We start from the raw sequence: 13,068 nt of genomic DNA, 5'->3' as shown, positions 1-13,068 counted from the left end.
AATCGTCGGATCGATTATACGACGTTGGCGACCGCCACCGTGGGCAGCTTCATCGCCAACGAACCGTCGCCTATTCTGGTCTTGCAGCCGACCGAAGCGGACTGCCGCGATTATGTCGTGTCGGATCTGGAGCCGACATTCGAGGCGACTCCGGTCCTTGCTGGCCTGTTGTCAGCCGAAGCGGACGAAACCGGCCGCAATACCCTCCTGTCTCGCCGCTTCCCAGGCGGCAGCCTGAAAGTCGTGGCCGCCAAGTCGCCTCGCAATCTCCGCCGGCACACCGTCAAGATTTTGGTTATGGATGAAGTCGACGCCATGGAACCCGGCGCCGAAGGGAATCCGCTCACGTTGGCGGAACGTAGGACGCTCAGTTTCGGCAATCGCAAGATCATTATGGGCAGTACCCCCACGATCGAGGAGACCAGCAACGTCCTGCGCTCCTATGCCGTGAGCGATGCTCGAGTTTTCGAAGTGCCGTGCCCGCACTGCGGCACCTTCACTGAAATTCTTTGGCAACATATCGAGTGGGAGCCGGACCGCCCCGAGTCCGCGGCATTCCGTTGCCCTCACTGCAATCGCCTGGTCGACGAACGGCACAAGCCCGCGATGGCGGAAGCCGGAATTTGGCGGGTGACGCGGCCGGACATGCGCGGGCATGCCGGCTTTCGGCTCAATGCGCTGGTTTCGTCGCTCCCCAACGCATCGTGGGCCAAGCTCGCGGCCGAATTTCTCGCGGCGAAGGATCATCCCGACGAGCTCCAGGTTTTCGTAAATACGATCCTGGCCCAAGGCTGGCGCGAATCGGCCGACGAAATCGACGAAACGTCGTTGCAGGCCCGCGCCGAACCTTTCGACCTCAGCAATATCCCGCCCGAAGTGCTGGTCATTACCGCTGGTGTCGACGTGCAGGACGATCGAATCGAGGCGACGGTGATCGGCTGGACGCGCGCCGATGCCCTGATTCTCGCCCATCACGTCGTTTGGGGCAGCCCGCTCAACAACACGACATGGGCCGAGCTGGACGACCTTCTAAAGACGACCTGGAAACATCCCAACGGCGGCACGCTGCGCATTGACGCGACGGTGATCGACTCGGGCGATGGTGGAACGACAGATATCGTCTATTCATTCTGCCATGCGCGCTATGGGCGCCGCGTCGTGGCCGGGAAGGGCATGGCGGGCACGCGGCCGGCCATCGTCGCATCGAAAACCAAAGGCAGCCGGCTTTTCCTTGTGGGCGTCGATACGTTGAAGGCGCAGATCCTTTCACGCCTGGCCCGCGGCCAGTCGATTCGATTCAGCCACACGCTCGAGACGGCTTGGTATGAACAGCTCGCCTCGGAGCGTCGCGTCATTCGCTACAAGAGCGGGCAGCCCTTCCGGAGATTCGAGCGCAAGCCCGGTCTGCGGGCGGAAGCGCTGGATTGCGTGGTCTATGCCTTCGCCGCTCGTCAGCTCGTGACGGCAAATCTTGATCGACGCGAGGAAGATCTTGCGTCCGCAGGTGCTCCTGCTGCACGCTCCACCGTTATTCGCTCAGCTTGGCTGACACGGCGAGCCTCTTGGGGGGAGTGAGCAATATGAGAACAGGCAGTTTCATAGCAATTTTTTTCATTCTTGTCGGGCTATCTATCCAAACTGCGTCAGCACAAGCGGGACTGCAACAGCAGCGGGTCGAGCAAACAGACGATTGCAGTGGCGACGCGTCGTCTTGTGCGATGGACGCATTGTGGAGTCACAATGGTCGAGCATTTCTGAAATGGGCACAGGTTGCAGTTGCAAAGGGCGACCATACGCCAGCGTATTGGTTGGGGGAGGTATTTGAGAGTGGCGACAAGAAGATGAATATTCAGGCCGATATCGTACGCGCCTACATGTGGTACGATATCGCTGCGCTGTTGCAGGCACGGGAGATTCAGAAATTGCCCCCTGCCACAGATCCGAGCTTTGCGCAGACTAACCAACAGGCGATCAATTATAGAGACGGCGTAGCTAGGGAAATGACCGCAGCGCAGGTTAATGAGGCTCTTCGACTTGAAAAGGAGTGGCTCACCAAGCATGGGATCAGGATGTGATCGACTCGTGTGTCACTGGTAGGTAACCCGGTAGGCAACGAGTTTTGGAGAGTGCATAAAAGGCCCATTTTATAGGCATTATTTAGTTCGTGTGTGAATCCTCTCGGGGACGCCATGCCTGAACAAAAGAGAGAACTTCGGGCGACGACTTTGACGGCTCGCGGTCGCGAGGCGGATCGGTCTCCCGACCCCGACACCGGGAATCACCACGGTGGCGCATGAGCCGTCAGGCCGATGCTGATGATCTTGTCCACCGCAAATGTCATTCATTCCGGTGAAACCGTTGAAATCAACGTGCTGGTGTAGCGCGAAATCATCCGCTCCTCATCGGTTGGCACGACCCATGCCGACACCCGTGATGCCCCGCTGCTGATACGGCCTTTGCCCACCTGGTTGCGCGCTTCATCCAGGGTCAATCCCAGCCACGCGCAGCCCGCGACCACCTCGGCCCGCGTCGCGGCATCGTGCTCACCTATGCCCGCCGTGAAGATCAGTGCGTCGAGCCCGCCCAGTGCCGCCGCCATGGAGCCGATCTCGCGGACGATGCGATAGACGAAAAGGGCGATCGCTTCGGCCGCCTCGGGCGCTCGCGACTGCCGCAACGTGCGCATGTCCGAGGCGACGCCCGACACGCCGAGCAGGCCGGAACGGCGGTAGATCAGGTCCTCGATGTCGGCAGCATCGAAGCCGTGCTCCTGCATCAAGTAGAGGAGTACGCCGGGATCGAGCGCGCCGCTGCGCGTGCCCATCATCAGGCCGTCCACTGCCGTGAAGCCCATGGTGCTGGCCACGCTCCTGCCATCGCGCACGGCGCACAGGCTGGCGCCGTTGCCCAGATGGGCGATCACCAGGCGCGCCCGCGCCAGAGTTGGCTCGGTCTCCTTGAGATGCGTGACGATGTAGTCATAGGACAGGCCGTGGAATCCGTAGCGCCGCACGCCCGCCGCCGTGATCTCGCGCGGCAAGGCAAAGACCTGGGCGATAGCTGGCTGGCTGCGATGAAAGGCGGTGTCGAAGCAGGCGACCTGTGGCAGGTGCGGCGCGACCCGGGCGATGGCGCGGATCGGCGCCAGGTTGTGCGGCTGGTGCAGCGGTGCCAGCGGCATCAGCTCGGCGAGCCTGGCCAGTACCTTGTCGTCGATCAGCGCCGGGGCGGAGAAGTCGGTGCCGCCATGGACGACGCGATGGCCGAAGGCAAGAACCGGTCGGTCGTGCAACAGTTCACGGCCGAGCGCAATGATCTCGGTGGTCGCCGCCTCATGGTCGAGCTTGCCATCGGACCAGCTGCGTTCGGCCAGAACTTTGCCGGCAGCGTCTTTTGCCTCGAGTCTCGGCGCCTGGCCGATCCGCTCGACCTGGCCCCGAAAAAGCAGAGCGCCGGCCGGGCCCGGCTCGTAGAGCGCGAACTTGATGCTCGACGAGCCGGCATTGAGCACGGCGATGCAACCGGACGAGATAACCATGCGTCAGATGCCGGCGGTCATACGGCGCTCTTCGCGAGCGCCATCTCCTGTGCGCGGCGGGCGGCCGCGACCAGGACAGCCACCGCGCATGAAGCAAGCCGCGTCAACAACGAGTCGGCTCGACTGGTCAGGATAATCGGGACGCGCGTGCCCAGCACGATGCCGGCGGCGTCGGCGCCGGCCAGGAAAGACAGGCTCTTGGCCAGCATGTTGCCAGCCTCGAGGTCCGGCACGATCAGCACGTTGGCGCGGCCTGCGACCGGCGAGACGATATGCTTGATCGCCGCGGCATCCGGGCTGATGGCGTTGTCGAGCGCCAGCGGTCCGTCGAGCACGGCTCCGGTAATCTGCCCACGATCGGCCATCTTGCACAGGGCCGCCGCCTCGATCGTCGAGCTGACCTTGGGGTTGACCGTCTCCATGGCGCTCAGAATGGCGACGCGCACTTCCGCCGAGCCAAGCGCATGAGCAAGATCGATGGCGTTCTGCACGATGTCGACCTTGTCCTCCAGCGTGGGCGCGATATTGACGGCGGCATCGCTGATGATCAGCGCATCGGGGTGCCCCGGTACGTCCATCACGAAGCAATGGCTGATGCGCCGTCCCGTTCGGATGCCTTTGTCGCGCGAAACCGCTGCGCCCATCAGCTCGTCGGTATGGAGGCTGCCTTTCATCAGCGCCTCGGCGCGACCGGCTCGGATGAGTTCGACCGCCTTTGCTGCGGAGTCGTGGCTGTGCGCGGATTCGACCAACTCGAAAGCGGAAATGTCGAGCCCGCCCTTCTGGGCGACATCGCGCACGCGTGCCGGAGGACCAACCAGAATCGGCTTCATCAGGCCGAACTTTGCCGCCTCGACGGCGCTTTCCAGCGAAACGGCATCGCACGGATGGCATACCGCTGCCGCCGTCGGCGGATGCTTGCGAGCGACCGCGATCAAGCGGTCGTATTTTTCGTGCGGCCGGGTGGCGGCCGGGGTCGTGACATCCGCCATGATTACTCAGCCACCTGCTGCTTGGTTATGCCGAAGAGTGCCTGGAGGCGGTCGAGGCGTTGCCGGCCTTCATCGGGCAGTTCACCTCGTGCAGCGATTACCTCGCACACAGCAGCCCAGGCACGCCGACGCTGCTGCTCGCTGTCAGGCAGCAGCCTGGGTATGGCACGCACCGCCCGTTCCTCGTCGAGTCGCACCAGCAAATACTGTTGGCGGAACAACGCCTTGATCTCTCCAAAGGTCAGTCGGCGGTTGGCCGGCTGCGCGCGGCGCAATGCCTGAAGTGCCGAAAAACCTCGCTCGTCGACGCGGCCTTCGGGCAACCGGACATGGATCACTGCGCGCACGATCGCTTCAGTCAGCCCGCCGACCTCGAAGTGCCGTTCGAGCTCGGTCTGCTGGCGTGCCTGTATGGCTTCGCGCGCGAGATCCCGCCTGACGCGGCGCTCGGTACGGGCCGTGGATGTTCCAAGACCCACCAAAGCCTGTAGGATCGGTGAACCGTAGGTGCCGAGAAACGCGGCCTCGGTTGCGGCATCGCGCATCAAGCGGTAGTTCTCCCACCAAGCGGTGATCCAGGCTGATGCCACTCCCTCGACGCTGTTCATGGGATTGTCCGCCGCTACCGGCTTGCGGGCCGCGCGGACCTGCTCCGCCAGGTCCTTGACCGGCCGCATCGCCGGATTCCGGTCGGAAAACATGGCGAAGCGCAGCCGGTTGGGGTGAAGGTCGCGCATGGCTTGTGCGGACTGCAAGCTGGTCAGCGCCTGCACCATCGGCCGGGCAAGAGTGCAATAGAGTCCGTGGTTGACCTCGGAGATCCTCGCGACCGTCGCAAAGCGGCGGTCGTCCTCTTCGCCGTTGCAGCCCAGCGCCCGAATGTCGTCCAGCGTGCGCGCCTGCAGCGAGAACAGATATTTGCCGTGGATCAGTTCCGGATTGACCGTGCCTTCGTCGACCTCGGCGATGACCGCCTCGTAGAGGCCGGGCGGCATCAGGTCGATCATCTCCATGCAAGAGGCGAATTCGGCATGTTCCTTGGTTGCGACCTTCCCGGAGACGAAGATGCCGAGATGGCCGATCGTCTGGTGCAGCGTGTAGACGATGGTCTGGCCGTTGGCGACGATCTCGTCCTCGTGCGCGTAGAGATCGGTGATCCATCCCAGTGCCTGCTGCGGTGGCGTGATGTTGTCGCCCCACGAACACAATACGATGATCGGCGAACGGACGTTGCGCAGGTCGACACGCACGCCTGTCGACGTTTGGATCTCGCCGGCGGTCAGCTTGTTGCCGACGAACAGGTTGTCGGCGATCCACTGCATTTCCGTGGCGTTCAGCAGCACCGGGTTGCCCCACCAGGTTTCAAAGTCGAGGAACCGCTTCGCTTCCGTGTCGATGTTGGCATAGAGATTGTATGGCTTCTCCCAGTAGGTGTTGGCCGGATTGAGCGATTCGAAATTGGCCACGAGGTTGGCACCGTCGAAAATGCCATGTCCCAGATCGCCGGCCAGCGCGGTCAGCCATGTGCCGCCCAGCATGCCGCCGAGATACCGCATGGGATTGCGGCCGCGCACGCCGGCCCAGTAGGAGAGCGGGGACCCCGCAAGCAGGATCGGTCCGAAAAGCTCTGGCCGGATTGCCGCCGCCATCATGATCTGCCAGCCCGCCTGACAGTTCGCAACGACGACCGGCTTGCTTTCCGCCTCGGGGTGCCGCCGCGCGACCTCTTCGAGGAATTTGGCCTCCGCAACGCACACATCCTCGATCGTCTGACCGGGCTCTGGTGTCGGAAAGAAGCCGATGAAGTAGCAGGGATGCCCGGCCGCCATGGCCACGCCGATCTCGCTGTCTTGCTTCATGCCCCCGATGCCGGGACCATGCCCGGCGCGCGGATCGACGACGACGAACGGCGGCTTGGCCGGATCGATCGCCGTGCCGTCCGGCGGGATGATGCGCACCAGGACGTAGTTCACAGGCCGCGCCAGGGTCCGGCCATCGAGCACGGGCTCGAATTTGAAGCTCAGCACGTGCGGAGCGTTCTTCTCGCAGTCCTCGAGATAGCTGTTGCCGCGTTGGCGCAGCACGTCGAGGCTGAGGATCCAGCGCTGCCACGCATCGACCCAGTATTCGGTGACAAAATTCAGATCGTTCGTTTGCGGCATGATCGTACTCCCGTGCACGAGGGAGGGAGAGATGGGATCTGTTTCTCGGTCGGTGTCGGCTTCATCGTTGATTCGAGGCACCTGTCTTGTGATCCTTGACCAGCTCAAAGGACTAGAAGCGGTTGCCCGGTTCACGCCACGATATTGTGGCCACCATCGACATAGACGGTGCCGCCGGTGATGCGATGGGCGAAAGGAGTTGCTAGATAGGCGCAGGTATAGCCGACATCCATGATGTCCACGAGCTCACCCAGTGGCGCCTTCTGAGCGGCCTCGTTCAGAAGCAGCTCGAAATCCTTGAGGCCGGAGGCGGCACGGGTCTTGAGAGGACCGGGTGAGATAGCGTGCACGCGAATGCCGTGCGTTCCCAGTTCGAGCGCGAGATATCGGCACGACGCCTCGAGGGCGGCCTTCACCGGCCCCATGACGTTGTAGTTTTGCACCACGCGATTGGCGCCCAGATAGCTCATCGCAAACATGGCGCCGCCATCCTTCATCAGGGGGGCTGCGAGCCGGGCCATGCGGATGAAGGAGTGGCAGGAGACGTCCATGGCTTTGGCAAAACCCTCGGCCGAACAATCCAGCAGGCCGCCCTGGAGATCGGCCTTGGGCGCAAATGCAATCGAGTGAACCAGGATGTCGAGCTTGCCCCAGCGCTCCCCGATGGCGCCAAAGATCGCCTCGAGCTGGCCGGGTACAGACACGTCGAGCGATCCAGTGATGGCCGCTCCCAGCTCCGTCGCCAGCGGCTCCACGTGAGGTCGGGCCTTGTCGTTCAGCCACGTCACAGCGACTTCCGCCCCTGCGAACCGGAAGGCCTTTGCACAGCCATATGCAATTGACTGGTCATTGGCGATGCCGACGACCAGCGCTTTGCAGCCGGTGAGGATCGGCCTGATCGTTTCGTTCATGCCGGCAGCCGTAGCCTCCGGGCAGTCGCCGAACAATGACATAAATCAACGCCGGCTGGCCGTTCCCGGGGCAGATTTCGACCATAGCGAACCAGGGAGGAGCGCATGCCGGATCGTGCAAATCTTTCGCTCGATCAGCGTGAATCCGGGGCGTGGCGCACATTCAATCCAGGACGGTGGAACGATGCCATCGATGTGCGTGACTTCATCGTGCGCAATGTCGTGCCCTACGAGGGCGACGACAAGTTCCTGGCCAGTCCCTCGGTCCGAACCAGGGCGGTGTGGGACAAGCTCCGGCCCTACTTCGAGGAGGAGCGCAGAAGGGGCGTGCTCGATGTCGATGCCGCCACTCCCTCGACGATGCTGGCACACGGACCAGGCTACATCGACCGCGACAACGAGGTGATCGTCGGCCTGCAGACCGACAAACCCTTCAAGCGTGCCATCTTCCCGTTCGGCGGACTGCGCATGGTCGAGGCCGGCCTGAAGGCGGCCGGCTTCGAGCCGGACAAGGCCGTGCATGAAATTTTCACGCGCTACCGCAAAAGCCACAACGACGGCGTCTTCGATGCCTATACCCCGGAAATCATGCGGTGCCGGCGCAGCCACGTCATTACCGGCCTGCCCGACGCCTATGGTCGTGGCCGCATCATCGGCGACTACCGCCGCGTGGCGCTCTATGGCATCGACCGACTTCTCGCCGCCAAGCAGGTCGAGCGGGCCCAGCTCGACGACATGTGGGCGAGCGAAGACGTGATCCGCCAGCGCGAGGAGCTGGCCGAGCAGATGCGGGCGCTGAAGGACCTCGTGGAGATGGGCCGTCGCTACGATTGCAATATCGCTCGTCCGGCCGAGAACGCGCGCGAGGCCGTGCAGTGGACTTACCTCGCCTATCTCGGCGCCATCAAGGAGGCCAACGGTGCGGCCATGTCGATCGGGCGCGTCTCGAGCTTCCTCGACATATACATCGGTCGTGACCTCCGCGAGGGCAAGCTGGACGAGACCGGCGCGCAGGAGCTGATCGACCAGCTCGTGCAGAAGCTGCGCATCGTGCGTTTCCTGCGCACGCCCGAATACGATGCACTGTTCAGCGGGGATCCCTATTGGGCGACCGAATGCATCGGAGGGATGGATCTCGATGGCCGGCCGCTGGTCACGCGCACCAGCTACCGCATGCTGCACACGCTGGTCAATCTCGGTCCCGCGCCCGAGCCAAATATCACCGTACTGTGGTCGCGCCACCTGCCGGAAGCTTTCAAGCGGTTCTGCATCCGCGTCAGCCGCGACACATCGTCGATCCAGTACGAGAACGACGATCTGATGCGGCCCTATTGGGGCGACGACTACGGCATCGCGTGTTGCGTGTCGTCGATGAGGCTCGGCAAGCAGATGCAGTTCTTCGGCGCCCGCGTGAACCTCGCCAAGGCGCTGCTCTACGCCATCAACGGCGGACGCGACGAGCTGAGCGGCGACCAGGTTGCGCCGGTCACGGCGCCGGTCGAGTCGGACGTGCTCGACTACGACGAGGTGTTCGGCAAGTTCGACGCGATGATGGAGTGGCTCGCGCGTACCTACGTGCACGCCCTGAACTGCATCCACTACATGCACGACAAGTATTTCTATGAGCGGCTGGAGATGGCGCTGCACGACCGCGACATCCTTCGCACCATGGCCTGCGGCATTGCCGGCCTTTCGGTAGTGGCCGACAGCCTCTCGGCCATCAAGCATGCGAAGGTCCATGTCGTCCGCGACGATCGCGGGCTCGCGGTCGACTACCGGATCGAGGGCGAGTTTCCCAAGTACGGCAACGCCGATCCCCGGGTCGACGACATCGCTGCCGACCTGGTGTCTCGGTTCATGGCCAAGGTGCGAAAGCACCCCACTTACCGCAACGCGACCCACACCCAGTCGGTTCTCACCATCACATCGAACGTCGTCTACGGAAAGCATACCGGCGCTACGCCCGATGGGCGACGCAGGGGCGAACCGTTCGCGCCGGGTGCCAATCCGATGCATGGTCGCGACACCCACGGCTGGCTCGCCTCATGCATCTCGGTCGCCAAGCTGCCCTATGCCGACGCCCAGGACGGAATCAGTTACACCGTCAGCATCTCGCCCAGCCTGACGCAGCGCAATAGCGAAGCCGGCATCGACAATGCCGTGAAGGCATTCGATGCCTATTTCGGTCAAGGCGGCTTCCACATGAACCTGAACGTTCTGTCGATCGACACACTCAAGGACGCCATGGAGCACCCGGAGAAGTACCCGCAGCTCACCATCCGGGTCTCCGGCTACGCCGTGAACTTCGTCCGGTTGACGCGCGAGCAGCAGCTCGACGTCATCCATCGTACCTTCCATCAAACCTACTGACAGGCCGGCCGATGACAGAAAATGGAATGGTCGATGTCGGCAGCCGCTACGACTTGCGCGTGGCCAAGTCACCGGATGCGCCGGAGACCGGAACCTTCGAAGGACAAGAGAGCCAATTCGGCTGGATCCACTCGTATGAAACCGGGTCGACCGTCGACGGTCCGGGCGTGCGCCTCATTGTGTTCATGTCGGGCTGCCTGCTGCGCTGCCAGTTCTGCCATAACCCGGACACCTGGCACCTCAAGGACGGCACGAAGATCGAGCTGGGCCATGCGGTGCGAAGACTGGGCGACTTCGCTCCGATGCTGCGCGCCATGGGGGGCGGCCTGACCATCTCGGGCGGCGAACCGCTGGTCCAGACGGGCTTCACTTGCGCACTGCTGGCGGCGGCCAAGCATATGGGCCTTCATACGGCCATCGAGACGTCCGGGTTTCTCGGCTCGCGCCTCTCGGATGACCATCTTGCGAACCTCGATCTCGTCATCCTCGACATCAAGAGCGGTGATCCCGACCTTTATCGGCTGCTGACCTCCGCCGAGCTGGAGCCCACGCTCCGGTTCGCGCGGCGTCTGAACTCGATAGGCAAGCCGGTATGGGTCCGCTTCGTGCTGGTGCCGGGGCTGACAGATATTCCGGAGAACGTCGAAACTGTCGCCAGGTTCGTCGCTCCGATGGCCAATGTCGAATGGGTCGAGGTGTTGCCCTTCCACCAGTTGGGCTCGTTCAAGTGGCGGGCCTTGGGCCTCGACTACAAGCTGGAAAACACGCGTCCTCCCACGGACGCACAGGTGCAGGCGGCATTGAAGATTTTTCGCGATGCCGGATGCCGAGCACGCTGAACGGATCCGGGCGCGGAGAGGTCGGTGGTTGCCGTTGTCGCTGATCTGATCGGTTCGCAGCCGATCCTCGCTTTGTTTCTCGCGGTCGGCGTCGGCTATGCCGTGGGCCAGATCAACATTTTTGGCTTTTCGCTCGGCATCGGTGCGGTGCTGTTCGTCGGCCTCGCCCTCGGCGCGGTGGCACCCAAGGCGCAAATCGCGGGCCCGATCGGCCTGATCGGGCTGGTAATGTTCCTTTACGGCATCGGCACGCTCTACGGCCGCCAATTCTTTGAAGGTCTGTCTGGACCGGGACGGCGCTACAATCTGCTTGCCTTTGTCGCGATCGTGGCCGGTCTCCTGGTCGCTCTTGGGCTCGGCCGTATATTTCACATACACCCCGCCCATTTGCTGGGCATCTTCGCCGGCTCAATGACCAGCACGCCGACCCTGCAGGCGGCACTCGACGTCTTCGGCAGCAAGGAGCCGTCGATCGGCTATTCGGTGACCTATCCCTTTGGCGTCATCGGCCCGATTCTCGGCTTCTACTTCCTGACGCGCGCCGTGAAGCCGGCGTTCCCGCCGCCGGCGGCACGCTTCCATATGGGCGAGATCACCATTGAGCGTCTGCCGGCGGGCGGCGCAACTCTGGGCGAGGTTAAGGAGAAGCTGCCGGCCGGCGTGCAGGTGTCGATCGTGCGTCAGGGGCATCGCAATCTCTTGCCGGACGACGATATCGAGCTGGCTGCGGGCGACGGCCTCCTGGTCGCCGCGCCCACCCAAGACGCCCTCGCCGAAGTGGAGGAGATATTGGGCAGGCTGGATCCCAATCGCGTTGCCAAGGACCGCAGCGACCTCAGCTACCAGCGCTTTTTCGTCTCCAGAGCGTATCTGGCCGGGATACCAATCGACGAACTGCCGATGCCGAAGGCGTTCCCGATGCATATTCTCCACCTCCGGCGTTACGACCTCGACATCGTTCCGAGCTCAGATGCTACGCTCGAGATCGGAGATCGCATCGGTGTGCTGGTGCCACCCGAGCATATCGCGGCGGCCCGTACCTTCTTCGGCGATTCACTCAAGTCGACCGCAGAATTCAGCTACATCTCCGTCGGCTTCGGCATGGTCCTCGGCGTGCTTCTTGGGCTCGTGCCGATCCCGCTGCCCGGCGTCGGAACCGTCAGCCTCGGCATTGGCGGCGGCCCACTGATCGTGGCGCTGATCGTCGGCAAGCTCAGGCGCACAGGTCCGATCAGCTGGGTGATGCCGTTGCCTGCCAACATCGTGCTTCGAAATTTCGGGTTGACGCTCTTCCTCGCGACGGTCGGGATCAATTCTGGTCAGGCGTTCCTTACCACTGTCGCCGATACCGGGCCGATCATGCTCTTATTGGGCGCGATTGTCGTCCTTACTGTCGTCGCGATCATTCTTCTTGCCGGTCTGTATGTGCTCAAGGTTCCCTTCGACGACCTTCTGGGCGTGGCGTCCGGCGCCACCGGAAATCCAGCCATCCTTGTTTACGCCAGCCAAATGGCGCCTACCGAACGGACGGACATCGCCTACGCGATGATTTTCCCCTCGGCCACAATCCTGAAAGTGCTCGCGGTGCAGATAGTCGGCCTTGCCATGGTCTCTGGGTAAGGCAGCTCCACCATTCAACAGGAGGAAGGTTTACCATGCAAACGTTGCCATCGGCCAAGGATCAGCGGGCGAAGATCGCGCAAGTGGAGGGCGAAAAAGCATCCGCCATCGCCAAGGCGCACGCCGCGGCCGAGGCGGAGAAGCGCGCGTTTCTCGATCGCATCGCCAGGCCATCGGGCCTGACGGACGAGCAGATCCTGGAAAAGGCCGCGCACATCATCAATCGCGCGGTCGACAACGGCCTCACGTCGGTTCAGGTGTTCCGCTTCCCCAACCATCTCTGCACGGACGACGGCCGTGCCATCGACCAGGCGGAACCGGGATGGGAGAGGACGCTGACTGGAATTCCCAAGGAGATCTACGAATTCTGGGAAAGGCAGCTCAGGCCGCGCGGCTACCATATCAAGTACGAGATCGTCGACCGCGCCGGCGGTCTGCGGGGCGACGTCGGCGTTTTCCTCAGTTGGTGAAGGCCGCGTTGCCGCCCAAGCATCGGTCCACTGATGCCGGCGGAGCGCCTTTCGCGTCTCGCAGGTGCGGCAGCCGGGCCCGCGGCACCAGCGATCCTTGATTTTAGTCAACGACCTCTACCGCACATAGCGCCTATTTTTTGCCGGTAACGTGCTCATGGGGGGC

Annotated in this window: 10 protein-coding genes; 6 read left to right on the top strand and 4 right to left on the bottom strand. The window is 63.0% G+C overall.

The window, feature by feature from the left end:
* Positions 1–9 precede the first annotated feature (9 nt).
* Positions 10–1,575, top strand: a complete 1,566-nt coding sequence (locus OJF58_RS07570; RefSeq protein ID WP_300785206.1) for a terminase gpA endonuclease subunit — start codon at positions 10–12, stop codon at positions 1,573–1,575.
* Between the two features lie 5 nt (positions 1,576–1,580).
* Positions 1,581–2,075, top strand: coding sequence for a hypothetical protein (locus OJF58_RS07565; RefSeq protein ID WP_300783212.1), 495 nt, complete (start codon positions 1,581–1,583; stop codon positions 2,073–2,075).
* A gap of 266 nt (positions 2,076–2,341) precedes the next feature.
* Here OJF58_RS07565 and OJF58_RS07560 read toward each other — a convergent pair whose 3' ends face one another.
* From OJF58_RS07560 to fabI, 4 genes are all read right to left on the bottom strand, one after another.
* Positions 2,342–3,538 carry an acetate/propionate family kinase gene (locus tag OJF58_RS07560; protein ID WP_300783210.1) on the bottom strand — a complete coding sequence of 399 codons (1,197 nt, stop codon included), beginning with the start codon at positions 3,536–3,538 and terminating at the stop codon, positions 2,342–2,344.
* Between the two features lie 17 nt (positions 3,539–3,555).
* Complete coding sequence (locus OJF58_RS07555) at positions 3,556–4,530, bottom strand: phosphate acetyltransferase (protein WP_300783209.1); 975 nt, start codon at positions 4,528–4,530, stop codon at positions 3,556–3,558.
* A gap of 2 nt (positions 4,531–4,532) precedes the next feature.
* Positions 4,533–6,692, bottom strand: coding sequence for a TerB family tellurite resistance protein (locus OJF58_RS07550; protein ID WP_300783208.1), 2,160 nt, complete (start codon positions 6,690–6,692; stop codon positions 4,533–4,535).
* Between the two features lie 131 nt (positions 6,693–6,823).
* Positions 6,824–7,603, bottom strand: a complete 780-nt coding sequence (fabI, locus tag OJF58_RS07545) for an enoyl-ACP reductase FabI (RefSeq protein ID WP_300783207.1) — start codon at positions 7,601–7,603, stop codon at positions 6,824–6,826.
* A 105-nt stretch (positions 7,604–7,708) separates the two neighbouring features.
* On the opposite strand from fabI, the gene pflB reads away from it, so the two are divergent.
* Genes pflB through OJF58_RS07525 form a run of 4 tightly spaced genes read left to right on the top strand, consistent with a single transcriptional unit; the run spans position 7,709 to position 12,902 of the window.
* A complete protein-coding gene (gene pflB, locus OJF58_RS07540) occupies positions 7,709–9,973 on the top strand; it encodes a formate C-acetyltransferase (protein WP_300783206.1) in 2,265 nt (754 codons plus the stop codon).
* Between the two features lie 26 nt (positions 9,974–9,999).
* Positions 10,000–10,812, top strand: a complete 813-nt coding sequence (pflA, locus tag OJF58_RS07535) for a pyruvate formate-lyase-activating protein (protein WP_300783205.1) — start codon at positions 10,000–10,002, stop codon at positions 10,810–10,812.
* 24 nt (positions 10,813–10,836) lie between these two features.
* Positions 10,837–12,432, top strand: a complete 1,596-nt coding sequence (locus OJF58_RS07530) for a TrkA C-terminal domain-containing protein (protein ID WP_300783203.1) — start codon at positions 10,837–10,839, stop codon at positions 12,430–12,432.
* Between the two features lie 35 nt (positions 12,433–12,467).
* Positions 12,468–12,902, top strand: coding sequence for a hypothetical protein (locus OJF58_RS07525; protein ID WP_300783201.1), 435 nt, complete (start codon positions 12,468–12,470; stop codon positions 12,900–12,902).
* Positions 12,903–13,068 lie beyond the last annotated feature (166 nt).

Source organism: Enhydrobacter sp., assembly GCF_030246845.1.
Taxonomy (GTDB): Bacteria; Pseudomonadota; Alphaproteobacteria; order Reyranellales; family Reyranellaceae; genus Reyranella.
Note: the sequence above shows the minus strand (reverse complement) of the source record. Positions and strands in the feature narration are given on the sequence as shown.

Coding starts and splice junctions, on each gene's coding strand:
- OJF58_RS07565 (WP_300783212.1), top strand. CDS start 1,581: ATGAGAACAGGCAGTTTCATAGCAATTTTTTTCATTCTTGTCGGGCTA.
- pflA (WP_300783205.1), top strand. CDS start 10,000: ATGGTCGATGTCGGCAGCCGCTACGACTTGCGCGTGGCCAAGTCACCG.
- OJF58_RS07560 (WP_300783210.1), bottom strand. CDS start 3,538: ATGGTTATCTCGTCCGGTTGCATCGCCGTGCTCAATGCCGGCTCGTCG.
- fabI (WP_300783207.1), bottom strand. CDS start 7,603: ATGAACGAAACGATCAGGCCGATCCTCACCGGCTGCAAAGCGCTGGTC.
- pflB (WP_300783206.1), top strand. CDS start 7,709: ATGCCGGATCGTGCAAATCTTTCGCTCGATCAGCGTGAATCCGGGGCG.
- OJF58_RS07555 (WP_300783209.1), bottom strand. CDS start 4,530: ATGGCGGATGTCACGACCCCGGCCGCCACCCGGCCGCACGAAAAATAC.
- OJF58_RS07550 (WP_300783208.1), bottom strand. CDS start 6,692: ATGCCGCAAACGAACGATCTGAATTTTGTCACCGAATACTGGGTCGAT.
- OJF58_RS07525 (WP_300783201.1), top strand. CDS start 12,468: ATGCAAACGTTGCCATCGGCCAAGGATCAGCGGGCGAAGATCGCGCAA.